The sequence below is a fragment of the Rhizomonospora bruguierae genome, from assembly GCF_018397995.1.
In the GTDB taxonomy this organism is placed as follows: domain Bacteria; phylum Actinomycetota; class Actinomycetes; order Mycobacteriales; family Micromonosporaceae; genus Rhizomonospora; species Rhizomonospora bruguierae.
The window spans coordinates 29,894-52,277 of record NZ_BBQH01000031.1; the positions used below are offsets into that span (position 1 = coordinate 29,894).

Genomic DNA, 22,384 nt, shown 5'->3' on the forward strand with positions numbered 1-22,384 from the left:
GAAACGCAGGAGCGCTTCCTGGCCATGGTGCAGGGCACGATCCCCCGGGATTGCTGGGGAAGACCCGCACCACCCCGGCGAGTGCAGCGCCCACCGTGCGCCTAGAAACACAGAAAGGCCCCCGCGCCTGTCGTTCGATCATCGGGCACCGGCGGGCGCGCGTCGTGGGTCAGAAGTAGGCGTACGTGGGGTTGGCGCGGTCCGCGAGGATGCCGTCGAGCGGGGTGTCGCGGCCGGCGTCCAAGGCGGCGTCGAAGGCGGCGTCGCCGAGCACGGCGCGCAGGGCGGCCTCGGTACCCAGCACGTCGGCGCGCTCGCAGGCCGGGATGGGGGTGCCGATCTCGGCGTGGATGCGGGCCGCGGCACCGAGGAGGCGGGCCGCGCGGCGGGGGGCGCCCTCCTGGCGGGCGACCTCGGCGAGGGCGCACAGCACGCTGGCGGTGCGCCAGCGGTCGCCGACCTGCCGGTGCACGCGCAGGCTCTCGGTGAGCAACTCGCCCGCGCGGGCGGTGTGCCCGGCCGCCAACTCGACCAGGCCGCGCAGGTTGTGCGCCCACGCCACGCCCTCCGGGAAGCCGAGCGACGCGTACCGCTCCAGCGACGCGTCCAGCAGCGCGGCGGCCCGGTCGCCGTCGCCCCGGTAGTGGGCGACCGCGCCCAGGTGGGTCAGGGCGTCGGCCATCGCCTCGCCGTCGCCGAGCCGCTCGAAGCGGCGCAGGCAGGCGCGCAGGCGGGGCTCGGCACGGTCGAGGTCGCCGCGCAGCCAGGCGGTGAAGCCGCGCAACTGCGTCATCCGCGCCTCGCCGGACTCGTCGCCCAGTTCGGCGTACTCGACGGCGGCCAGGTCGAGGTGCTCGGCGGAGGCGGCGTACTCGCCCCGCTCGCGGGCGATCGAACCGAGGATCGACTCGGCCCGGGCGCGGCCGCGCCGGTCGCCGATGCGCTCGCAGTCCGCGCGGGCCCGCTCGGCGTGCCCGGCGGCGGCCGGGTAGTCGCACAGCAGCATCGCCAGCATGGCCGCGCCGATCGCGGCCGGGGCGCGCAGCGCCGGCGGCGCTGCGCGGTTGCGGTCCAGCGCCGCGGCCAGCCATCCGCGCCCGTCACGGTAATGGCCGCGCAGCCGGCAGTACGAGGCGAGCGCCGTCGCCAGGCGCAGGTCGCCGTACCCGCCGCCGGCCTGCTCGGCGGCGAACCAGGCGGTGGCGGCCAGCAGGTTGGGCCACTCGGTACCGAGCACCGCCAGCGCGCGGGGCAACTCGGGGCCGGCGAGTTCGGCGTCGCAACGCTCGGCGACGGCCAGGTAATGCCCGGCGTGGGCGGACCGGGCGGCCGGCTCGTCCCCGGCGGCGAACAGCGCCAGCTGGGCCACCCGGCGGACCGTGCCCAGCAGCCGGTACCGGGTCTCGTGGCCGCCGGCGGGCTCCACCAGCGAGGCGCGGACCAACTCGTCCAGCGCCTCGGACGGGTCAGGCGGCGCTCCGGGCGAGCCGAGCGCCACCGCGGCGGCCCGGTCGAAGGTGCCCGGGAAGACGGCGAGCCGCGCGAACAGGGCGCGGGACGGCGGGCTGAGCAGGTCGACGCTGGACTCGACCGCGGCGGTCAGCGTGCGGTGCCGCTCCGGGGCGGTCGGGTCGCTGCTGCTGAGCAACCGCAGATCGGCCCGGACCCGGGCGGCGATCTGCGGCACGTCCAGCACCGAGGTGCGGGCGGCGGCCAGTTCGATGGCCAGCGGCAGGCCGTCCAGTTCGGCGCAGAGCGCGGCGACCGCCGCCGCGGCGGATTCGGGCAGCGGCCGCCCGGTGCGGTCGCGGGCCCGGTCGAGGAACAGCCGGCTCGCCGGGTACTCGGCGAGCCCGTCGAGGGTGTGCCCCTGACCCGGGTGGGGCGTGGACAGCGGCGGGACGGCGACCACCTTCTCGCCGCGGATACGCAGCGGGCTGCGGCTCGTGGCCAGGACCCGCACCCCCGGGCACCGGTCCAGCAGCCGGTCGACCAGGTCCGCGCAGGCGCCCAGCAGGTGCTCGCAGTTGTCCAGCACCACCAGCGGTGCCGGCCCGGACGAGTACCGGGCGACGATGCCGCTGACCGGGTCCAGGCCGGGCTCGTCGCGGACCGCGAGCGCGGTGGCGACCGCCGCGGGTACCCGGTCGGCGCGGTCCACGGCGGCGAGGTCCACGAACGCGGCGGACCGGCGGGAGGACGGGTCGTCAACGGCCCGACGGGCGGCCGCGACGGCCAGCCGGGTCTTGCCGCAGCCGCCCGGTCCGGTGAGCGTCACCAGGCGGGCGTCACCGAGCGCGCCGGCCACCTCGGACAGCAGCCGCTCCCGGCCGATCAGGCTGGTCAGCGGGATCGGCAGCGGGGCCAGCGAGGGGTACTCCCCGGAGGCGGGCTCGGCCGGCGCGGCGCCGCTCGGCTCCGGCCGGGCCGCGGGCCGGGCCGCCGGCTCACCCAGACGCCAGTCGGCGCCCAGTTCGCCCCGCTCCGCGGCCAGCGCCAGCTCCCGCAGCCGGGCACCGGGCGGCACGCCGAGCTGGTCGGCATAGGCGGCGGTGGCGCGCTCGTACGCCTCGGCAGCGGCCCGCCGACCGCCGGTCAGGTACGCCGCGACGACGACCAGTTCCCAGAGCCGCTCCCGCACCGGGTGCGCGACCAGGACCGGCGCCAACCCGTCCACGTCGGCCCGGGCGGCGGCGAGCGCCGCGTCCGCGATGTGCGCGCTGTCCGGCGGGGCGACCGGCGCGCCCGACGCGTCCACGGCGGCCCAGGCCAGCCGCAGCGAGCAGGCGACCCGCTCCTCGATGGCGCTCAGGCGCAGCTCGCGCAGGCGGGTGACCTGCGCGGCGGCCCACCCGTGCACGGCGACGCCGGACAGCGCCTCCACGGCCGGGTCGCGGGGCCACAGCCGCAGCGCCCGCTCGAAGCCGTCGAGGGCGGCGAACAGGTCACCGGCGCGCAGGTGGGCAAGCGCCCGGGACACGCCGCGCTGGAACCGCGCCACGTCCACCCGGTCGCCGTGGACGAGCCGGAAGTCGTCCGGCGCGAGGAACGCCGACAGCCCCGCCTCCGCGAACGCCGACCGCAGCGCGCCCGCGGCGGGCCGGACCGGCAGCTGCGGCAGCGCGGCCCGGATCTCGGCCGGCGCCACCCGCTCGCCCGCGCGCAACGCGAGCACACCGAGCAGTTCCCGCGCAGGCCCCGCGGCGAGCCGCGCGTCGGCCACCGGGTCCGCCAGCCGGACCGGGCCCAGCGCACACACCACCAGTCCCGCGTGCGGCGCGGATCTGCTGGTCTGGCCACCGGGCACGGCTCACCCCCTCGGCGAATACCGGTCAGTGTGCGCAATGCCGGGCCGCTCCGACAGCACCCGTTCGGATCGGCTCGGTCGGATTCCGGGCCAAACCCGCACGCCCGATGGGCCTCCCCCACCCGAGCGCCAGCACCGCGAGGCCGGCGCCACGGGGTCGGCGCTGCTGGGCCAGCGCTGCGAGGCCCGGCGCTGCGAGGCAACGCCGCGGGGTCAACGCCGCGAGACCAGCGCCGCCGGGGCCGGCGCTGCGGGGCAACGCCGCGGGGTCAACGCCGCGGGGGGCGCCAACTCGCGGCGGTGGTGGCGGCGCGGTCGAGTAGGCGCGGGGACAGCGAGCCCAGCGCCGCGTCCCGGGCCCGCAGCGCCAACCGGCCGCGGGCCTGGACGACCGCGCCCATGCGGCGGGTCTGCCGCACGATGCGCGCCGCGCGGGGCCGGCGCACCCGGTTGTACGCGTCGACCGCCGAGCGCAGGGCCTCCCCCGGCACCGCGTCGTGGACGACGGTGGCGAGCGTGGCGGCGTCCTCGAACGCCAGGCAGGCGCCCTGGCCGAGGTGGTGCGGCATGGCGTGGGCGGCATCGCCGAGCAGCACGAAGCCGCCGGTGCCGGCCGGGAAGCCGTACCCGCGGGGCAGTGGACGCAACTCGCGGACCGCGTGCTGGACCACGTCCTCCGGGTCGGTGGCGGCCAGCAGCTCCCCGATGGGGGCGTGCCAGCCGGCGAACCAGCGCCGCAGCAGGACCAGCTGGGTGGCCGGCGGCTCCGGGCGGGGCGCGCCGGTGGCGGTGGCGATCCAGTAGATGCCGCCGCGCACGGAGCCGCCGGACGAGCCCCGCTCGCCGAGCGACGCGGCGATGAAGCGGTACCCGGCGCCGAGGGTCTCGCCGCCGACGGGCTGGTCCTCGGGCAGGCGCGGCGCCCGGTACCAGGGGATGACCGCGCGCCAGGCGGTGCACCCGGCGCTGACGGCGAGCGACTCGGGGGCGAGCCGGCGCCGGACCATGCTGTCGATGCCGTCGGCGCCGACGACCAGGTCGGCCTCCCAGGTGGTGCGCCCGTCGCTGACGGCGGGGCGCTCGCCGGCGTTGGCCCGCACCGAGCGCACCGCGACACCGGTGTGGATCTCGATGTCGGCGCCGAGGCCGGCCACCAGCGTGTCGTGCAGATCCTCGCGGTGCACCACGACCGGCAGGTCCGCCTCGCGGGCGGGGTCGACGCCGGGCTGCGCGAGCCACTGGCCGTCCGGGCGGCGCACCCCGCCGTGCCGCACCGGGGTCGCGATCGCCGACAGGCCGGCGTGCAGCCCGAGGGCGCGCAGCGCGCGGAGCCCGTTGGGCCAGACGAGCAGGGCGGCCTTGTCGACCCGGATCCGGTCGGCGCGCTCCAGCAGCGTCACCTGCCAGCCGGAGCGGGCCAACGCACCGGCCGCCGCCAGGCCGCCGATCCCCGCGCCCACCACCACGGCCGACCGCATCTGGCTGCTCCTCTCACCCGGTACTACTTCGCCGACGGTTCCTCGTCCGCGCGCTCCGGCCCGCCCTCGGGCGGGTCGTCGGGGCCCTCGTCGGGGATCTGGACCTCGTCGTCCGAGTCGTCGGCGAACTCGTCCAGGGGCGGCCGATCGGGGTCGATCAGGTCGGCGCCGTCGTCCTCGTCGTCGGGCGGCACCACCCCGCTGGCCTGGTACCGGTGGAACTGCGCCTCGCTGACCACCCGGTACCCCGGGCCCTCCCCGCCGGTCGGCGGCGGCTCCCCCTCGCCCTCGGCCGGGGTCGCCGCGCCGGTCGCCCCGCCGGCGGCGACCGCCGCCGGCACCGCGGCGGGCGCGGCCGTGATGGCGCTCGCGGGCACCAGGTACTCCCGGGCGCCGCGCACTCGCAGGAAGTAGATCAGCGCGCCGATGAAGACCAGCAGCGCCGTCCAGACATTCAGCCGGACGCCGAGGATGTGGTTGGCCGGGTCGGTGCGCATCGCCTCGATCCACGCCCGGCCGGCGGTGTAACCCATCACGTAGAGGGCGAACGCCCGCCCCCGGCCGAACTTGAACCGCCGGTCCAGCGCGAAGACCAGCACCGCCACCCCGACGTCCCAGATCGCCTCGTAGAGGAAGGTGGGGTGGTAGAGGCCCTCGAGCAGGATGGGCTTGCCGTCGGCGTCGGTGGCGGCGTGCCCCGGGTTGTTCGGGTCCATGTCGTGGATCTGAAGACCCCAGGGCAGGGTCGTGCGCCCGCCGTACAACTCGTTGTTGAACCAGTTGCCGACCCGGCCGACCGCCTGGGCCAGCGGCAGCCCGGGGGCGAACGAGTCGGCCAGCACAGACAGCGGGATGCCCAGTTGCCGGCAGCCGAGCCAGGCGCCCACCGCGCCGCCGGCCACCGCGCCCCAGATGCCGAGGCCGCCCTCCCAGATGAACAGCGCCTTCAGCGGCTCACGGCCCGCGCCGAAGTAGTCCTGCCAGGAGGTGGCGATGTGGTAGATCCGGGCGCCGACGATGCCGAACGGCACCGCCCAGACCGCGAGATCCAGCACCGCCCAGGGCTGAACGCCGCGGCGGCGCATCCGCCGCTCGGTCACCACGCACGCGACCACGATGCCGGCGATGATGCACAGCGCGTAGGCGCGCAGCGGAAGCACCCCGACGTGCCAGACGGCGGTGGTGGGGCTCGGTATCGACGCGATCGTCACGGATGAACACGCTACCGCTGTCGCCGGCACCCGTGGGAACCGGCGCCCGGGCAATCTTCCGGCCGCCCCGGCGCGGCCGCGCGGGTCAGCGCTGGGCTCGGCGCACGCCCGCGGCCAGGTCGGCGGCCACCGCCCGGACCCCGGCCAGCCCGCTGGCCTCGTCCGGGGCGTCCAGCAGGGCGCTGACCAGGGCGCTGCCCACGATCACCCCGTCCGCGTAGGAGCCGACCCGCGCCGCCTGATCGCCGTCGCGCACCCCGAGACCCACGCCGACCGGCAGCCCGGTGACCGCCTTGACCCGGGCCACCAGCGCCGGTGCCGCCTCGGATGTCCGCTCCCGGGCGCCGGTGACGCCCATGACCGCGGTCGCGTAGACGAAGCCGCGGCACTGGGCGGTGGTCATCGCGATCCGGGCGTCGGTGGAGGACGGGGAGACCAGGAAGATCCGGTCCAGCCGGTGGGCGTCGGAGGCGGCCAGCCACTCGTCCGCCTCGTCCGGGACCAGGTCCGGCGTGATCAGCCCGCTGCCCCCGGCGGCGGCCAGGTCGCGGGCGAAGGCGTCCACGCCGTACCGCTCGACCGGGTTCCAGTACGTCATCACGACCACCGGCGCGCCCGCGCCGGCGACCGCCTCCACGGTGCGCAGCACATCGCCGACGCGCACCCCGGCGGCGAGCGCCCGGTCGCTGGCCGCCTGGATGACCGGGCCGTCCATCACCGGATCGGAGTAGGGCAGCCCCACCTCGACCAGGTCGACGCCGGCCTCGACGATCGCCCGGATCGCGGCCACGCCACCCGCCACCGAGGGGAACCCGGCCGGCAGGTAGCCGACCAGCGCGGCCCGGCCCTCGGCCCTGGCCTTCTCGTACGCGACCGAGACGCTCATAGCTGTCAGTCCTTCAGGATGCCGAAGTACTCGCCGGCCTGCTCGACGTCCTTGTCGCCGCGGCCGGACAGGTTCACCACGATCACCGGGTCCCGGCCCAGCTCGCCGCGCAGCGCCGGGACGACCCGCAGCGCCCCGGCCAGGCCGTGCGCGCTCTCGATCGCCGGGATGATGCCCTCGGTGCGGCAGAGCAGCTTGAACGCGGCCATCGCCTCGGCGTCGGTCACCGGCTCGTACCGGGCCCGCCCGGTGTCGTGCAGCCAGGCGTGCTCCGGCCCGACCGCCGGGTAGTCCAGGCCGGCCGAGATGGAGTGCGACTCGACCGTCTGCCCGTCCTCGTCCTGGAGCACGTAGGTGCGGGCGCCGTGCAGCACCCCGCTCGACCCGCCCGTGATCGACGAGGCGTGCCGGCCGGTCTCGATCCCGTCGCCGCCGGCCTCGAACCCGTACAGCCGCACGTCCGCGTCGCCGATGAAGGCGTGGAAGACGCCGATCGCGTTCGAGCCGCCGCCCACGCAGGCCGCGACCGCGTCCGGCAGCGCGCCGGTCAGGGCCAGCGCCTGCTCGCGCGCCTCCACACCGATGCCGCGCACGAAGTCGCGGACCATCGCCGGGAACGGGTGCGGACCGGCGGCGGTACCGAGCAGGTAATGGGTGTGCTCAACGTTGGTGACCCAGTCCCGCAGCGCCTCGTTGATCGCGTCCTTGAGGGTCCGGGAACCCGTGGTGACCGGGATGACCGTGGCGCCCAGCATCCGCATCCGGGCCACGTTCAGCGCCTGCCGCCGGGTGTCCACCTCACCCATGTAGACCACGCACTCGAGGTCCAGGTACGCGGCGGCGGTGGCGCTGGCCACGCCGTGCTGGCCGGCCCCGGTCTCGGCGATCACCCGGGACTTGCCCATCCGCTTCGTCAGCAGCGCCTGGCCCAGCACGTTGCGCACCTTGTGCGCACCGGTGTGGTTCAGGTCCTCCCGCTTGAGCAGGATCGTCGCGCCCACCTCGGCGGAGAGCCGGGTGGCCCGGTACAGCGGGGACGGGGTGTTCGCGTAATCCCGCAGCAGCGCGCCGAACTCGGTCTGGAACGCCTCGTCGGCCATCGCGTGCCGGTACGCCGCGTCGAGTTGCTCCAGCGCGGCGATCAGCGCCTCGGGCACGAACCGCCCACCGTACCGCCCGAAGTGCCCCGCCACGTCCGGCATCAGCCCCGCCGCGCTCACGGTGCCTGCCTTCCGTTCGCGACTGCGGTGCTTCCTCCACGGCGGCAAGCCCCGCTCCGGGCGCTCCTCACGCTCACCACGCCTGCCTTCCGTTCGCGACTGCGGTGCTTCCTCCACGGCGGCAAGCCCCGCTCCGGGCGCTCACCGTGCCGGCCTCGGGGTTGCCGGGTGGTTGCCCGCATTCACCAGTTCGGCGACCGCGTCGCGGGGGCTCTTCTGGGTCACCAGGCCCTCGCCGACCAGCACCGCGTCCGCGCCGACCGACGCGTACCGGATGAGGTCGTGCGGTCCGCGCACGCCCGACTCGGCGATCTTCACGACCGTGTTCGGCAGCCCGGGGGCGATCCGCTCGAAGACCGAGCGGTCCACCTCGAGGGTGCGCAGGTTGCGGGCATTCACGCCGATCACCCGCGCGCCGGCCTCCAACGCCCGGTCCGCCTCCTCCTCGGTGTGCACCTCGACCAGCGCGGTCATGCCCAGCGACTCGATTCGCTCCAGCAGCCCGGTGAGCGCGTTCTGCTCCAGCGCCGCGACGATCAGCAGCACCAGGTCCGTCCCGAAGGCCCGGGCCTCGTGCACCTGGTACGCGGAGACCACGAAGTCCTTGCGCAGGACCGGCACGTCCACCGCGGCCCGCACGGCGGCCAGATCCTCCAGCGACCCGCCGAACCATCGGCCCTCGGTGAGCACGCTGACGCACCGGGCGCCGCCGGCGGCGTACTCACCGGCCAGTTCGGCCGGGTTCGGGATCTCGGCCAGCGGGCCCTTCGACGGCGACGACCGCTTCACCTCCGCGATCACGCCGACCCCCGGCCGGCGCAGCACCTCGAAGGCGTCCAGGGCCGGGGGCGCCGCCGCCGCGCGCGCCTTGACCTCTTCCAGCGGGACCCGCTGCTGGCGGCGCTCCACATCCGCCCGCACGCCGTCGAGGATCTCGTCCAGCACGCTGCCCGTCGAAGAATGCGGGTTGGGCTGCCCTACGCTCACTCACGGACTCCCCTCTGGTCGACCCCCGCCGCCGACTCCCGCCCGCATCCCCACGCGGACGGCCGGCCTGCGGCACGGGTCGTCATGGGGCGATGCTATGGCTGGTCGCGGGATGGGCCGAGTCCGGGGTATGGCGTGCCTCACGGGATGGACTGCGTCATAATGCCGCGCCCTCACCCGGGCCTACCCTGGAGTGCGGTCGCACGTCACGAACCGTTCACCCGACGCCCGGGAATCATCCGGAAGCCGGAATGCCATGGTCACGAGCCCGTAACACCGCGTGTCCAGGATTGGCGTGCCCGTTGTGGAACCAGGAGGTGTGACATGAGCCGGAACCGGCCGCGCCTTGGCGCCGACGGGGTGGACATCACGGACATCCCCCGCGCCTTCCTGTCGGCCGCCGTCGGCCTGGCGCACACGGTCGAGGTGGCCGTGGTCGGCAACCGCCGCACCGCCCGGGACAACGCGTGGGAAGCCGTCCAGGCCGACCGCCGCCGGGCCACCCTGCGCGCCGAGGTCAACCAGCTCGTGGCGACCCGCGCCAAGCGCTCCTAGGAGTCCTCGGGCGCGCGCCGGTCGACCGCCCGCGGCGGCTCGCGCAGGGTCGGGTCCTCGCCCCGGTCCAGCGAGTTCCACATGTCCTGCGATGTTGCCGACCATGCCGCGGGCCTCGTCTCGGCGCGGCGCTCGTACCGCCCGCCCATGGTCGGCCAGGCACGCCCCCGGACCACGGCCAGCGCGCCGGCGGCGGCGACCAGCAGCCCACCGAGCGCCGCGACCACCGGCCAGGCCGGGCGGTCGGCGCGGGTCAGCCCGGAGCCGCCCGCCGCGACGATCGCGAGGCCCTCCAGGACCAGCAGCCCGCCGACCAGCCCCCGCCCGCGGCGCCCGGTGGCGAACAGCGCGCCCGCCCCGGCGATCGCCACCACCGCCAGCGGCGCAAGCCAGCCGACCAGGGCACCGCCGGTGCGCTCGGTGCGCAGCGGGGTCAACGGCTCCGGGCGGGCCACCACCTCGACCGTCCAGACCCGGCCGGCCGCCCACAGCGCGAGCGCGCCGCCGACCGCGCACGCCAGCACCGCGTACACCCGTTGCCGCCGCGGATCCATCGCGCGGACACCCTCGTCGCGCGGCTGCGCATCGCGGGGGCCGGTCATCGCGCGGGCCGCAGGGTCTCGGCCGCCGCGATGGCGGCGAGCACGGCGGCGGCCTTGCTGCGCGTCTCCTGCTCCTCGGCGGCCGGATCCGAGTCGGCCACGATGCCGGCACCCGCCTGCACATACGCCATCCCGCCGCGCAGCAGCGCCGTGCGGATCGCGATCGCCATGTCCATGTCCCCGCCGAAGCCGAAGTACCCGACGGTGCCGCCGTAGAGGCCACGCCGGGTCGGCTCCAGCTCGTCGATGATCTCCATGGCCCGGACCTTCGGCGCGCCGGAGAGCGTCCCGGCCGGGAACGTCGCCGCCAGCGCGTCGAACGCCGTACAGCCGTCCCGCAACTGCCCGACCACCGTCGAGACGATGTGCATGACGTGGCTGTACCGCTCGATCGTGGCGAACTCCGGCACCGTCACCGTGCCCGGCCGACTCACCCGGCCCAGGTCGTTGCGGCCCAGGTCGACCAGCATCACGTGCTCGGAGCGCTCTTTCGGGTCACCGAGCAGTTCGTGCGCCAGGCCGCTGTCCTCCGCCGGGGTGCTCCCCCGCGGCCGCGTCCCCGCGATCGGGTGCAGCATCGCCCGGCGGCCGGTCACCTTCAGGTGCGCCTCCGGTGACGAGCCGACGATGTCGAAGTCGTCGAAGCGCAGCAGATACATGTACGGGCTCGGGTTCGTGGTGCGCAGCACCCGGTACACGTCCAGCGGGTCGGCCCCGGTCGGCCGCTCGAACCGCTGCGCCACCACGATCTGGAAGCACTCGCCGGCCCGGATCGCCTCCTTGGCCGCCTCCACCGCCTTCGGGTACGCGCCCGGCTCGGTGCGGCTCACCACGTCCCCCACCGGCGCCGGCTCCACCGTCGAGATCATCGGCGGGGTCGGCCGGGACAGGGCGGTGGTCATGGCGTCCAGCCGCCCCACCGCGTGGTGGTACGCCGCCGCCACCTCGGCCGGCCCCGGCTCCGCCGGCAGCACCGCGTTCGCCACCAGGATCGCCGAGCCCGCGTAGTGGTCCAGCACCACCAGGTCGGTGGCGAGCATCATGCCCAGCTCCGGCAGGCGCAGGTCATCCTCGGCCCGGCTCGGCAGCCGCTCGAACCGGCGCACCAGGTCGTACCCCAGGTACCCGACCATGCCCCCGGTCAGGGGCAGGTGCTCGCCGCCGTCCAGCGGCTCGGCCGCGCTGAGCGCCACGATCGTCTCCCGCAGCACGTGCACGGGATCGCCGCCCACCGGCACACCGGGCGGCGGGCTACCCAACCAGTGCGCCTCACCGTCCCGCTCCATCAGCGTCGCCGCGCTGCGCACCCCCACGAACGAGTACCGCGACCAGGCCGTACCCGCCGCTCCGCCGCCCTGCTCCGCCGACTCCAGCAGGAACGTCCCCGGCCCGCCGGCCAGCTTCCGGTACACCCCGACCGGCGTCTCCCCGTCCGCGAGCAGCCGCCGGATCACCGGCACCACGCGCCGCCCCCGCACCCGCTGGCCAAACTCCCGCTCGCTCGGCTCCACCGCTCCCGTCGTCATGTCGTGGCTCCCTCCGTGCTACCGCGCCCGCTGCCGGCCTCGTCTTGGGCGGCCTCGCCTCGCGTGCCCCCGCCCGGGGCGGCCCCGCCCGGGGCGGCCCCGCCCGGGGCGGCCCCGCCGGCGGGGCGGGTCACCGGGAGGTCGTTGGTGAAGCAGGTGTAGGTGCCGGTGTGGCAGGCGGCGCCCACCTGCTCCACGTCCACGAGCACCGCGTCGCCGTCGCAGTCCAGCCGCACCGCCCGCACATACTGGTGGTGGCCGGACGTCGCCCCCTTCACCCAGTACTCGCGCCGGCTGCGCGACCAGTACGTCGCCCGGCCCGTGGTCAGCGTGCGGTGCAGCGCCTCGTCGTCCATCCACGCCAGCATCAGCACCTCGCCGCTGTCGTGCGCCCGCACGACCGCCGCCACCAGCCCGTCCGCCGTCCGCCGCAACCGCGCGGCGATCGCCGGGTCAAGGTCACTTCCGGGGACCGAGGGAGCCCTCACCTCGTTCGACGCAGCCACAGTGCCCGATTGTCCCGTACCCGACGAGTTCCCGGGCGGGGGGTATCGATCGCCGGGTCGCCTTCGGCTCCGCTGGCGTGGCCGATCCGGGCCGGGCGGTCGTGCCGCGAGGTTACGGCAATACGAAGATGCGCGTTGCCGGCATCGCCCACCGGCCGGGGCAGGTTGTCTCGTCACGGCGCTTTGCTCTGCTTCCGCAGAGGAAACACCACCCCTCACGCGGCGCCGCACGCCCGGCCAGAGGTCTTGGTACGGATTTGCCCGAAAATCGCCGCATCTGTACCAAGATTCGTGTCCGGCCCGATCAGTGGATGCGCACCGCGCCGCCCCGGACCCCGCCGGTGGACATTTGGGCGGTCTTGTCGGCGCTTGCTCGGGGGTCGTGCGGAGTGGAAGACGACGGTAGGTTGACGGGTGCGTTGGCGGGTCCTCGTGGGGACCGTCGCCCCCGCCGGACGGTCCCGGGCGCCGCGATGGCCCGTACGCGCGGTTTCCCGACTTCCGGACGCACCGCCCCCGCCGGGCGACCCCCATCGGACGGAGGATACGTCATGCACTACTCCCCCAACCCCGCATCGCCTCAGCCCGGCCAGCCGGCGGGCAACTCGCAGGCGACCCAGAACAGCCACATACCGGAGCAGCGCGAGCCCGGGGCGCTGCCGCCCTCCCCGGAGGGCACAACGCCCGAGAAGGTCGCCCTGTACGAGGCCACCCGCGAGTTGCCGTTCATCGTTCCGGTCGCGCCACCGGGCGAGGTTGCGGCGCAATCCACTGAAGAGTCGCCGGAGGAGCCGGCCGACCAGGCCCCGGTCGAGTCCACTGAGGATGATGAGCCGACCCAGCACCTGGGCTGGGAGCCGGTGCCGCCCGCGGCGGCCGCTCCGGAGATACGGCCGGAGGAGGCGACCCCCGACGCCGAGGCGGCGGAGGCATCGTCCGCACCGACCAATGGCGAGGCGGCCGACGAGAACTCCATTGAGGACAGCACGACCGAGGTGAGCGCAACCGAGGCCGGCACCGCCGGGGCCGGGGCCACCGAGGCCGGGGCCACCGAGGCCGGGGCCACCGAGGCCGGGGCCACCGAGGCCGGGGCCACCGAGGCCGGGGCCACCGAGGCCGGGGCCACCGAGGCCGGGGCCACCGGAGACGAGGGCACCGGAGACGAGGCCGCCGAGGCTGGGGCCACCGAGGGCGGGGCCGCCGAGGCCGGCGGCGTTGACGGGCTGGCGGTCGCGGGCAGCCCGTGGGCGCAGGCACCCGCCGGGTACGCCGTCGTCGCCGCCGAGCAGGACGATGAGGCTGACGACCAGGCTCCCGAGGTACCGCAGGTAGCACAGGACCAGTCGGCGGTGACCGACGAGGCCGATGTGGACGAGCCGCCGGCGCTGGTTGGCGAGGCGGACGAGGTGATCCCCGCCGCCGAGGCCCCCCAACTCGACCCGACGACGGACACCGACGCCGGCGTGGAACCGGCCGACGCCGAGGGGGCGCCAGCGAACGCGGTGGCAGCGGGGACGCTGAGCGCTGAGGTGTCCACGCCAGACGGACCCGGCCCTGCTGACGCCACAGACGCTGAGGCACTCGAAGCGGCCGAGGCCACGGCTCCGCCAACAGACGCCGAGGCCGAGGCCACGACCGCAACGGACGGGGCGGCCGAGGCCGCCGCCGCAGCCGACGAGGTACGGACCGACGCCACCGACGACCTAGACACCGACGACACCGCAGCCGACGAGGGACCCCAGGCCGAAACCCAAGCCACCGGCAACGCGGCGCACACCAACAACGAGGCCACCACCGACACCACAACCGACGAGGTACAGGCCGAGGCCGCCGACGACCCGGACACCGACGACACCGCAGCCGATGACGAGCCCGCGGCCGAAACCCAAGCCACCAACGACGCCGACGGCAGCGACACCGCCGCCGACGAGGAGCCCGAGACCCAAGCCGCCAGCGACACGGCGCACACCGACAACGAGGCCACAGCCGACACCACCGCCGGCGAGGTGCAGACCGACGCCGCCGACGAGGCGGCCACCGGCGACACGGCAGTCGATGAGGCGCCCGAAGTCGAGGCCACCGCCGACCCGGACCCGCACCGCGAAGTCGACCAGGAGGTCGAGGCCGAGGCCGATGTGACCGGCGCCGCACGGGACTCCGACGGGGCCACCGACGTCGCGACACCCGACGAGATGCCTCAGGCCGAGGCCGGGGACATCACCGACACTGCACCGGCCACCGACGACGAGGCCGCCATCGATGCGGCGACAGACGCCGAGACCGCGACCGACGCCGACGAGGTGGCCACCGACGCCGAGTCCCGCGCCGCCGAGGAGGCCATCGTGGCGGTCGGTGCGACGGCGACGGCCGACGGCGAGGCCATCAGCGACATCACACAGGACGCCCTCGACGAGTACGCGGCCGAGACCCTCCCTGACAGTGCGCCCGGCACCAGTGTGGAGGCGGCCACCGCTGTCGACGACGAGTCCGACGTGGACGATGCCCCGGCGACCGGGATCGACGCGGCGAACGGAGACGCGGCTGAAGCCTCTGCGGTAGCCATGTCCGATGTGGATGGCGCGGTGTTCGAGGTGGACGAGGAATTCGACGCGCCCGCCGAGATCACCGGTAGCAGCGAGGACGCCGGAGCCGAGGCGACCGCCGGGCAAGCGGGCGAGGACGGTGACGGCGAGCAGGACGACGCAGTCGGCGCGGACGACACGGACGACACGCTCGGCGGGGACGACCTCGACGGCGTGGCGGCCGAGGCCGCGCCGCACGGCGCGGCGGCCATCGACGTCACGCCGGCGGCTTACGGGGCGAGCGACGACGATGAGGTCGGGGGCGACAGCGAGAACGCCCCCGATGACGAGGATCTGGGTCAGGACCTCGGCCAGGTCCCCGGCGAAGGCGTCACCGCGGCGGAGGCGCTGCCCGGGGACGGCGAGCCGGCGGTCGCCACGCCGGCGGAGGCGTGGGCCCGTTACGAGGAGCAGGAGCCCGGGCAGCCGTTGGCGTCGCTCCAGCCCGCCGAGCAGCTTGCCACCCTGGAGGCATGGGCCAGCGCCGCGCCCGAGGGTGAGGAGAGCGTGCCGGCGACGGAGGCACCGATCGTCGCGGAGGCCGGCACCGTCTGGCAGCCGGCCGCCGGCGAGAACGCCGCCGAGGAGGGCCACACGGCCGAAACCGGCGACGACGAAACCGCCCACGACGGCCCCACGGCCGAGGCCGGGCGCGACGAAACCGCCACCACCACCGACGAAAGCGCGAACGACGTAACCGCCACGGTGGACGCCACCAACGCCGAAGGCTTCACGGCCGAGACCACCACCGATGAGGCCGACGCCGAGGACGACGAAGCCGACGCCAACGCGGAGGGTGCCGAGGCTGCCACCGCCGAGGACGACGATGAAGCCGACGACGTGGACTGGTTCGCACCGTCGGCGGAGGTCGTGGTGCAGCCGGAGGAGGAGGCGCTGCCGGTAGCATCCTCGCGGCCCGGGGAGGTGCCGGAGACGCGGATCGCGGTGTGGTCGGTGGACGCGGTGGAGCGGTTCCGGGACCAGTGGCGGGACGTGGCCGCCCGGTTCGTGGAGGAGCCGGACGAGGCGTTGCGCGAGGCGCAGGCGCTGGTGGCGCGGGCCGTGCACGGGTTGGCGGACGCGCTGCTGGCCGAGCAGGTGGACCTGGACCCGCGGCGGTACAGCGAGGAGCCGGACACGGAGGAGATGCGGGTGGCGATGCGCCGCTACCGCGACTTCCTCGATCGGGTGCTGGCCCTCTAGCAGCCCGCGGGCGCGAACGCGACAGGGGCCTCCGCCGGTGAAACGGGCGGCGGCCCCTGTTGCGGTCCCAGGATTTCATCTAGCGTTGAGTTCAACGCCTGATGACTTCTTTGAGGGAGGACCGATGACAGCCGCGATCGAGGTGCGTGACCTCGTGGTCGAGCGGGGCAAGCGGCGGGTCCTGAACAGCATCAGCACGACCGTGCCGCGCGGCAGCGTGACCGGGTTGCTGGGGCCGAGCGGGAGCGGGAAGACGACGCTGATGCGCGCGATAGTCGGCGTGCAGATCGTGCGGTCGGGCAGCGTGCTGGTGCTGGGGCAGCCGGCCGGCGCGGCGGCGCTGCGGCGCAAGGTGGGGTACCTGACGCAGGCGCCCAGCGTGTACGACGACCTGACGGTCCGGGAGAACGCGCGGTACTTCGCCGCGCTGTACGGGTATGGCGCCACGGCGGCGGACGCCGCGATCCGGGACGTGGGGCTGGCGGACGCGGCCGGGCAACTCGTGGCGTCGCTGTCCGGCGGGCAGCGCAGCCGGGCGTCGCTGGCGTGCGCGCTGCTGGGCGAGCCGGAACTGCTGATCCTGGACGAGCCGACCGTGGGCCAGGACCCGGTGCTGCGCGCCGAGTTGTGGGACCGGTTCCACGCGCTGGCGGCGGCCGGCACCACGCTGCTGGTATCCAGCCACGTGATGGACGAGGCGGGCAGGTGCGACCGGCTGATCCTGATCCGCGAGGGCGCGATCATCGCCGACGACAGCCCGGCGGACGTGCGGGCGGCGGCGGGCACCACCGATCTGGAGGAGGCGTTCCTGCGCCTCATCCAGGAACGCGAGGAGGCGGTGGCCACACCCGGCGACCGCGCGGGAAGCACCGCAGTCGCGAACGAAAGGCAAACACCGTGAGCGCGAGGAGCGCCCGCAGCGCGCCGGGCCGAAGGACCAGCGACCGCGCGGGAAGCACCGCAGTCGCGAACGAAAGGCAAACACCGTGAGCGCGAGGAGCGCCCGCAGCGCGCCGGGCCGAAGGACCAGCGACCGCGCGGGAAGCACCGCAGTCGCGAACGAAAGGCAAACACCGTGAGCGCGCGTATTCTGGCCGCCACGACGCGGCGGATCCTGACCCAGTTGCGGCACGACCGGCGCACGATCGCGTTGCTGGTCGTGATGCCGACCGCGCTGCTGACACTGATTTATTACATGTACCAGAATCTGCCGGCGCCGCCGGGTGCGCCACGGCCGTTCGACCGGATCGCGCTGGTCGTGCTGGGGCTGTTCCCGTTCACGATCATGTTTCTGGTGACCAGTATCGCGATGCTCCGGGAGCGCACCTCCGGCACCCTGGAGCGGCTGCTCACCACGCCGTTGAACAAGCTCGACCTGCTGTTCGGGTACGGGATCGCGTTCGGCTTGGCCGCGGCGGTGCAGGCGGCGATCGCCTCGGCGGTGGCGTACTGGGTGTTCGGGCTGGATACCGCCGGGCCGCTCGGCCTGGTCATCCTGATCGCGGTGACCAACGCGGTGCTCGGGGTGGCGCTGGGGCTGTTCTGCAGCGCCTTCGCCCGCACCGAGTTCCAGGCCGTACAGTTCATGCCGGTTGTGGTGATCCCGCAGTCGCTGCTGTGCGGGCTGTTCGTGGCCCGCGACCAGATGGCGGGGTGGCTGCAGGGGCTGAGCCGGGCGCTGCCGCTGACGTACGCCGTCGAGGCGCTGCAGGAGGTGGGTGCGCACACCGACGCCACCGGGCGGATGTGGCGGGATCTGGCGATCGTCGCGGGCGCGGTGATCGTGACCCTGGTCCTGGCCGCGGCCACCCTGCGCCGACGCAGCGGCTGAGGCACCACATCGGCTAAGCCACGCACTGGCTGAAGCACCTCAGCGGCTGAGGCACCGCACTGGCTGAAGCACCACAACGGCGGAGGCGCCAGGCGCCGCGGGAGTTGCGCGAGGCGACGGCCGGAACGGCGCCGGGGCGCCTGGGCGGCCACGGCTACACGAGTGGAGAGGGGACGGATGGCGCGGCGCAGTGGGCGGCGGCCCGGCAACCCGGACACGCGGCAGGCGATCCTGGCCACCGCCCGGGAGGTGTTCGCCGAGAAGGGGTACGACGCCGCGTCCATCCGCGCGATCGCGACCGGCGCCGGGGTCGACCCGGCGCTGGTCCACCACTACTTCGGTACCAAGGAGCAGTTGTTCCTGACCGCCCTGGAGGTGCCGCTGCGCCCGGCGGAACTGCTGCCGCAGGTGCTCGCGGGCGGCCCGGACGAGTTCGGCGAGCGGCTGGTCCGCACGTTCCTGCGGGTGTGGGACTCCCCCGCCGGCACCGCCGGGGCCGCGTTGTTCCGCACGGCGGTGAACAACGAATGGACCGCCCGGTTGCTGCGCGAGTTCGTCATCGTGCACGTGCTGCGCCAGGCGCTTCAGCACCTCGACCTGGAGCCGGACGAGGCGCCGCTGCGCGCGTCGCTGGTCGCGTCCCAGCTGTCCGGCCTGGTGATGACCAGGTACCTCCTGAAGATCGAGCCGCTGGCGTCGGCGCCGGCCGAGACGGTGGTGGCCGCGGTGGCGCCGACGATCCAGCGGTACATCAGGGGGACGATCGGTCCGGTTGCCCGCCCGTAGCTCAGCGGGTCTGTTCGAGCCAGCTCGCGTAGAGCAGGCCGTAGATCGACTCGGGGTCGCGCACCAACCGGTCGTGCGGGCCGCGCTGCACCACCCGGCCCTTGTCCACCACGATCACCTCGTCGGCGGCCTGGGCGGTGGCGAGCCGGTGCGCGATCGCGACCGTGGTGCGGCTGCGGGTGACCGCGTCCAGGGTGCGCTGGAGGCGTACCTCGGTCGCCGGGTCCACCGCGCTGGTCGCCTCGTCGAGCACGAGCAGGTCGGGGTCGGCGACGTAGGCGCGGGCCAGGGCCACGAGCTGCCGCTCCCCCACGCTCAGCGCCTCGCCCCGCTCCCCGACCGGCGTGTTCAGCCCGTCGGGGAGGCCGGCGACCCAGTCCGCGAGGCCCAGTTCGGTGAAGGCGAGCGCGAGTTGCTCGTCGGTCAGGTCCGGGCGGGCGAAGCGCACGTTGGCGGCCACCGTGTCGTCGAAGAGGAACCCGTCCTGCGGCACCATCACGACCCGGGAGCGCAGCGACGCGAACCGCACGTCGCGCAGCGGCACGCCGGAGAGCAGCACGTCGCCGCGGGCCGGGTCCATCAGCCGGGTGAGCAGCTTGGCGAACGTGGTCTTGCCGCTGCCGGTCTCGCCGACCACGGCCACCCGGGTCTTCGCCGGGATCGTCAGGTCCACGTCGGAGAGCACCTCGGGGCCGCCCGGGTAGGCGAAGCCGACGTCCGCGAAGCGCACGTCCAGCGGTCCGGGCGGCAGGTCCCGGCCCCGCTCTCCCGGGTCCGCCACGTCCGGGGCGACGGCCAGCACGTCCAGTACCCGGCGCCAGCCGGCCACCGCGTTCTGCGCCTCGTTGAGCACCTCGGTGGCGATCTGCACCGGTTGGATGAACAGCGTGACCAGGAACAGGAACGCGGTGAGCTGGCCGATCGTGAGTTGGCCGGCCACGCCCAGCAGCACGCCGACCACCACGACGGCGGCCAGCGCCAGGCCGGCCGCGATCTCGCCGGTGGAGAAGCCGATCACGCTGGTCCGCAGGGCCCGCTGCTGCGCCCGCCGCTGCGCCTCGATCGCCTCGTCGAGCCGGGCCGCGGTGCGGTCCGAGACGCCGTACGCCCGGATCACCCCGGCGCCCACCACGCTCTCCGCGATCGCCGCGAGCAGTGCGCCGAGGCGGCGCCGCACCAGGCCGTACGCCCCGGCCAGGCGCTTCTGGAACCGGCGGATCACCAGGACGGCGGGGACGAAGCAGGCGAACACCACGAGGGTGAGCTGCCACGAGTACACCGCCATCACGATCGCCGTGACCGCCAACTGGCCGCCGTTGACCAGCAGGATCACCCCGCCCCACTGGAGGAACTGGGTGATCTGGTCCACGTCGCTGGTGACCCGGGAGACCAGCGAACCGCGCCGCTCGGACTGCTGGTGCAGCATCGACAGGTCGTGCACGTGCCGGAAGGCGCGGGCCCGCACCGCCGCCAGCGCGCTCTCGCTGACCGTGAACAGCCGGCGCATCATGAGGTACCCGCAGGCCGTGGTTGCCACCAGCACCGCCACGGTGATCGCCACGACCGTGCCGATGACGCCCAGGTCCGGCCCGCCCTTCGCGGCCAGGCCGTGGTCGATGCCCTGCTGGATCGCGACCGGGATGGCGGCCCGCCCGACCATCGAGACGGCGGCGAGCGCGATCGTGCCGGCCAGCCCGGTGCGCAGCTCCGGGGAGAGCGCCAGTCCGCGCCGCAGCGTCCGCCAGGCCGACTCCTCCGACTCGACCAGCGCGCTCTCGGCGGTCACGCCGGCACCTCCTCGTCGTACGCGTCTTTCCGGTACCCGTCCTTGTCGTACGGGTCTTCGTCGTACGCGTGCTCGCGTTCCCGCTCGGCCTCGGCCTTCTCGTAGGCGGTCACCAGGTCGGCGTAGGCGGGCACGGTGGCCAGCAGCTCGGTGTGGGTGCCGCGGGCGACCACCCGGCCGTGCTCCACGAACACGACCTCGTCGGCGAGCGCGATGGTGGCCCGGCGGTAGGCGACCACGAGGATGGACGCGCTCGCGTCCGCTCCCCGCAGCGCGGCCAGGATCGCCGCCTCGACCCGCGGGTCCACGGCGCTGGTGGCGTCGTCCATGACCAGCAGCCGGGGCCGGCCGACCAGCGCCCGGGCCAGCGTGAGCCGCTGCCGCTGCCCGCCGGACAGCGACGTGCCCCGCTCGCCGACCATCGTGTCCAGCGCGTCCGGCAGGTGCGCGACGAAGCCGTCCGCCTGCGCCAGCCGCAGCGCCGCCCACACCTGCTCGTCGCCGAGCGGGCGGCCGTCCGGGTCCGCCCGGTCCAGGGTGACATTGGCCCGGACGGAGTCGTCGAACACGAACGGCACCTGCGGGACCAGCGACGCGGTGCCGGCCAGCGACGCGGCGGTCAGCTCCCGGGCGTCCACCCCGTCGAGGCGGACCGTGCCGGACCCGGGGTCGACCAGGCGCACCGCCAGCGACGCGATCGTGGACTTGCCCGCTCCGGTCGGCCCGACCAGGGCCACCGTCCGCCCGGGCTGGACGGTGAACGACACGTCGTGCAGAACCGGCAGGTTCCGCTCGTACGCGAAGGTGACGCCGGCGAACTCCAGCCCGGCCGGCGCGCCGCCGCGGCGGTCCAGGGGGCGCTCGCCGTAGGGCATGGAGCCGGGCGCGCCGAGCACGCTCTGTAGCCGGTCCCAGCCGGCGACGCTGCGCGGCACCTCGGCCAGCACCCAGCCGATCGCCCGCACCGGGAACGCCAGCACCGTGAACAGGAACATCACGCTGACCAGTTCGGCCACGCTGACCGCGCCCTGGTGCAGCCGGTACGCGCCGACCAGCAGCACGACCAGGGTGCCGATGCTCGGCAGGGTATCCAGCAGCGGGTCGAACAGGCCGCGGAGCCGGCCCACGGAGATCAGCGCGTCGCGCAGCTCGTTGGCCCGGACGGCGAACCGGCCGGTCTCCTCGGCCTCCCGACCCATCGTCTTGACCACCAGCGCGCCGTCGAAGCTCTCGTGCGCGATCGCGCTGACCTCGGCCCGCAACCGCTGGGCGCGGATCTGCCGGGGCGCCATCCGCCGGGAGTAGAACACGTTCAGCGCGCCGAGCGCCGGGAAGATCGCCAGGCCGACCAGGGCCAGCGCCCAGTCGGTGACGAACAGCGACGCCATCGCGACCACGATCATCACGACCGTGCCGGCGGCGAACGGCAGCGGCGCGATCGGGAACCAGGTCGCCTCCACGTCCGAGTTGGCGTTGGACAGCAGCGTGCCGGTGGCGTGCCGCTGGTGCCACGACAGCGGCAGTTCGAGGTACCGGCGGGTGACCCGGCGCCGGTAGGCGGCCTGGAGCCGGAACTGCATGTACCCGGCGCCGAGCCGGCGGCCGAAGATGCCGATCACCCGCAGCCCGGTGATCGCCAGCAGGGCGGCGGCGGCCAGCGCCAGCGCGCCAGCGTCGTACCGCTGGTCACGCAGCGCGGGCACGGCGATCCGGCCGACGATCGCCCCCACCACGAAGGAGTTGGCGATGATCAGTACGCCGAACAGGACGCTACCGGTGAGCGCCAGCGTGAAGATCCTCGGCTGCTCGCGGATGGCCAGGCCGAGCACCCGCATACCCCGGGCGATGACTTCCTTGCTGGTACCGCCCGCCACGTCGCCCCCGTCTCCGCTCGCCGGCACAATGCGCCCGCCGAAAT

15 protein-coding genes and 1 pseudogene are annotated in these 22,384 nt (G+C 75.0%); 5 read left to right on the top strand and 11 right to left on the bottom strand.

The features are described 5' to 3' along the window. Positions 1-169: 169 nt before the first annotated feature. The 6 genes from KJS59_RS17385 to trpC all read right to left on the bottom strand — a co-directional run bounded on the left by KJS59_RS17385 (position 170) and on the right by trpC (position 9,047). Entirely contained in the window at positions 170-3,307 is a 3,138-nt protein-coding gene (locus tag KJS59_RS17385) for an AfsR/SARP family transcriptional regulator (protein WP_213453960.1), read from the bottom strand. A 269-nt stretch (positions 3,308-3,576) separates the two neighbouring features. Beyond that, positions 3,577-4,785, bottom strand: a complete 1,209-nt coding sequence (locus tag KJS59_RS17390) for an FAD-dependent oxidoreductase (protein ID WP_213453961.1) — start codon at positions 4,783-4,785, stop codon at positions 3,577-3,579. 23 nt (positions 4,786-4,808) lie between these two features. After that, entirely contained in the window at positions 4,809-5,996 is a 1,188-nt protein-coding gene (gene lgt / locus KJS59_RS17395) for a prolipoprotein diacylglyceryl transferase (protein WP_249714339.1), read from the bottom strand. 85 nt (positions 5,997-6,081) lie between these two features. Next, positions 6,082-6,882, bottom strand: coding sequence for a tryptophan synthase subunit alpha (trpA, locus tag KJS59_RS17400; protein WP_213453962.1), 801 nt, complete (start codon positions 6,880-6,882; stop codon positions 6,082-6,084). A gap of 5 nt (positions 6,883-6,887) precedes the next feature. Further along, on the bottom strand, positions 6,888-8,084 hold the full coding sequence (gene trpB, locus KJS59_RS17405) for a tryptophan synthase subunit beta (RefSeq protein ID WP_213454005.1): 1,197 nt from the start codon (positions 8,082-8,084) through the stop codon (positions 6,888-6,890). 159 nt (positions 8,085-8,243) lie between these two features. Then, positions 8,244-9,047 (bottom strand): indole-3-glycerol phosphate synthase TrpC, encoded by an 804-nt coding sequence (gene trpC, locus KJS59_RS17410; RefSeq protein ID WP_213454006.1) that lies wholly within the window; start codon positions 9,045-9,047, stop codon positions 8,244-8,246. A gap of 366 nt (positions 9,048-9,413) precedes the next feature. Here trpC and KJS59_RS17415 point away from each other — a divergent pair, with 366 nt between their 5' ends. Further along, on the top strand, positions 9,414-9,644 hold the full coding sequence (locus tag KJS59_RS17415; RefSeq protein ID WP_249714340.1) for a hypothetical protein: 231 nt from the start codon (positions 9,414-9,416) through the stop codon (positions 9,642-9,644). On the opposite strand, the gene KJS59_RS17420 is transcribed toward KJS59_RS17415, so the two are convergent. From KJS59_RS17420 to hisI, 3 genes and pseudogenes are all read right to left on the bottom strand, one after another. Continuing rightward, a complete protein-coding gene (locus tag KJS59_RS17420; RefSeq protein WP_213453963.1) occupies positions 9,641-10,198 on the bottom strand; it encodes a Trp biosynthesis-associated membrane protein in 558 nt (185 codons plus the stop codon). The genes KJS59_RS17415 and KJS59_RS17420 overlap by 4 nt on opposite strands. A gap of 44 nt (positions 10,199-10,242) precedes the next feature. Next, the gene (locus tag KJS59_RS17425) at positions 10,243-11,772 is read right to left on the bottom strand and encodes an anthranilate synthase component I (protein WP_213453964.1); all 1,530 of its coding nucleotides are present in this window, start codon (positions 11,770-11,772) and stop codon (positions 10,243-10,245) included. Between the two features lie 116 nt (positions 11,773-11,888). Further along, positions 11,889-12,278: pseudogene (gene hisI, locus KJS59_RS17430) on the bottom strand (phosphoribosyl-AMP cyclohydrolase); the annotation flags it as partial. A 551-nt stretch (positions 12,279-12,829) separates the two neighbouring features. Here hisI and KJS59_RS17435 point away from each other — a divergent pair. The 4 genes from KJS59_RS17435 (at position 12,830) to KJS59_RS17450 (ending at position 18,680) form a co-directional block, all read left to right on the top strand. After that, positions 12,830-16,063: a midas domain-containing protein gene (locus tag KJS59_RS17435; RefSeq protein WP_213453966.1), complete on the top strand. Its 3,234-nt coding sequence runs from the start codon at positions 12,830-12,832 to the stop codon at positions 16,061-16,063. A 124-nt stretch (positions 16,064-16,187) separates the two neighbouring features. Further along, the gene (locus KJS59_RS17440; protein ID WP_213453967.1) at positions 16,188-16,964 is read left to right on the top strand and encodes an ABC transporter ATP-binding protein; all 777 of its coding nucleotides are present in this window, start codon (positions 16,188-16,190) and stop codon (positions 16,962-16,964) included. Positions 16,965-17,138: 174 nt separating this feature from the next. Then, a complete protein-coding gene (locus KJS59_RS17445; protein ID WP_213453968.1) occupies positions 17,139-17,894 on the top strand; it encodes an ABC transporter permease in 756 nt (251 codons plus the stop codon). Between the two features lie 177 nt (positions 17,895-18,071). Continuing rightward, complete coding sequence (locus tag KJS59_RS17450) at positions 18,072-18,680, top strand: TetR/AcrR family transcriptional regulator (RefSeq protein WP_213453969.1); 609 nt, start codon at positions 18,072-18,074, stop codon at positions 18,678-18,680. A gap of 1 nt (position 18,681) precedes the next feature. Here KJS59_RS17450 and KJS59_RS17455 read toward each other — a convergent pair whose 3' ends face one another. Together KJS59_RS17455 and KJS59_RS17460 are read right to left on the bottom strand one after the other, a co-directional pair. Continuing rightward, on the bottom strand, positions 18,682-20,466 hold the full coding sequence (locus tag KJS59_RS17455; protein ID WP_213453970.1) for an ABC transporter ATP-binding protein: 1,785 nt from the start codon (positions 20,464-20,466) through the stop codon (positions 18,682-18,684). After that, positions 20,463-22,340, bottom strand: coding sequence for an ABC transporter ATP-binding protein (locus tag KJS59_RS17460; RefSeq protein WP_249714342.1), 1,878 nt, complete (start codon positions 22,338-22,340; stop codon positions 20,463-20,465). The genes KJS59_RS17455 and KJS59_RS17460 overlap by 4 nt, the downstream gene beginning before the upstream one ends. Positions 22,341-22,384: the final 44 nt, after the last annotated feature.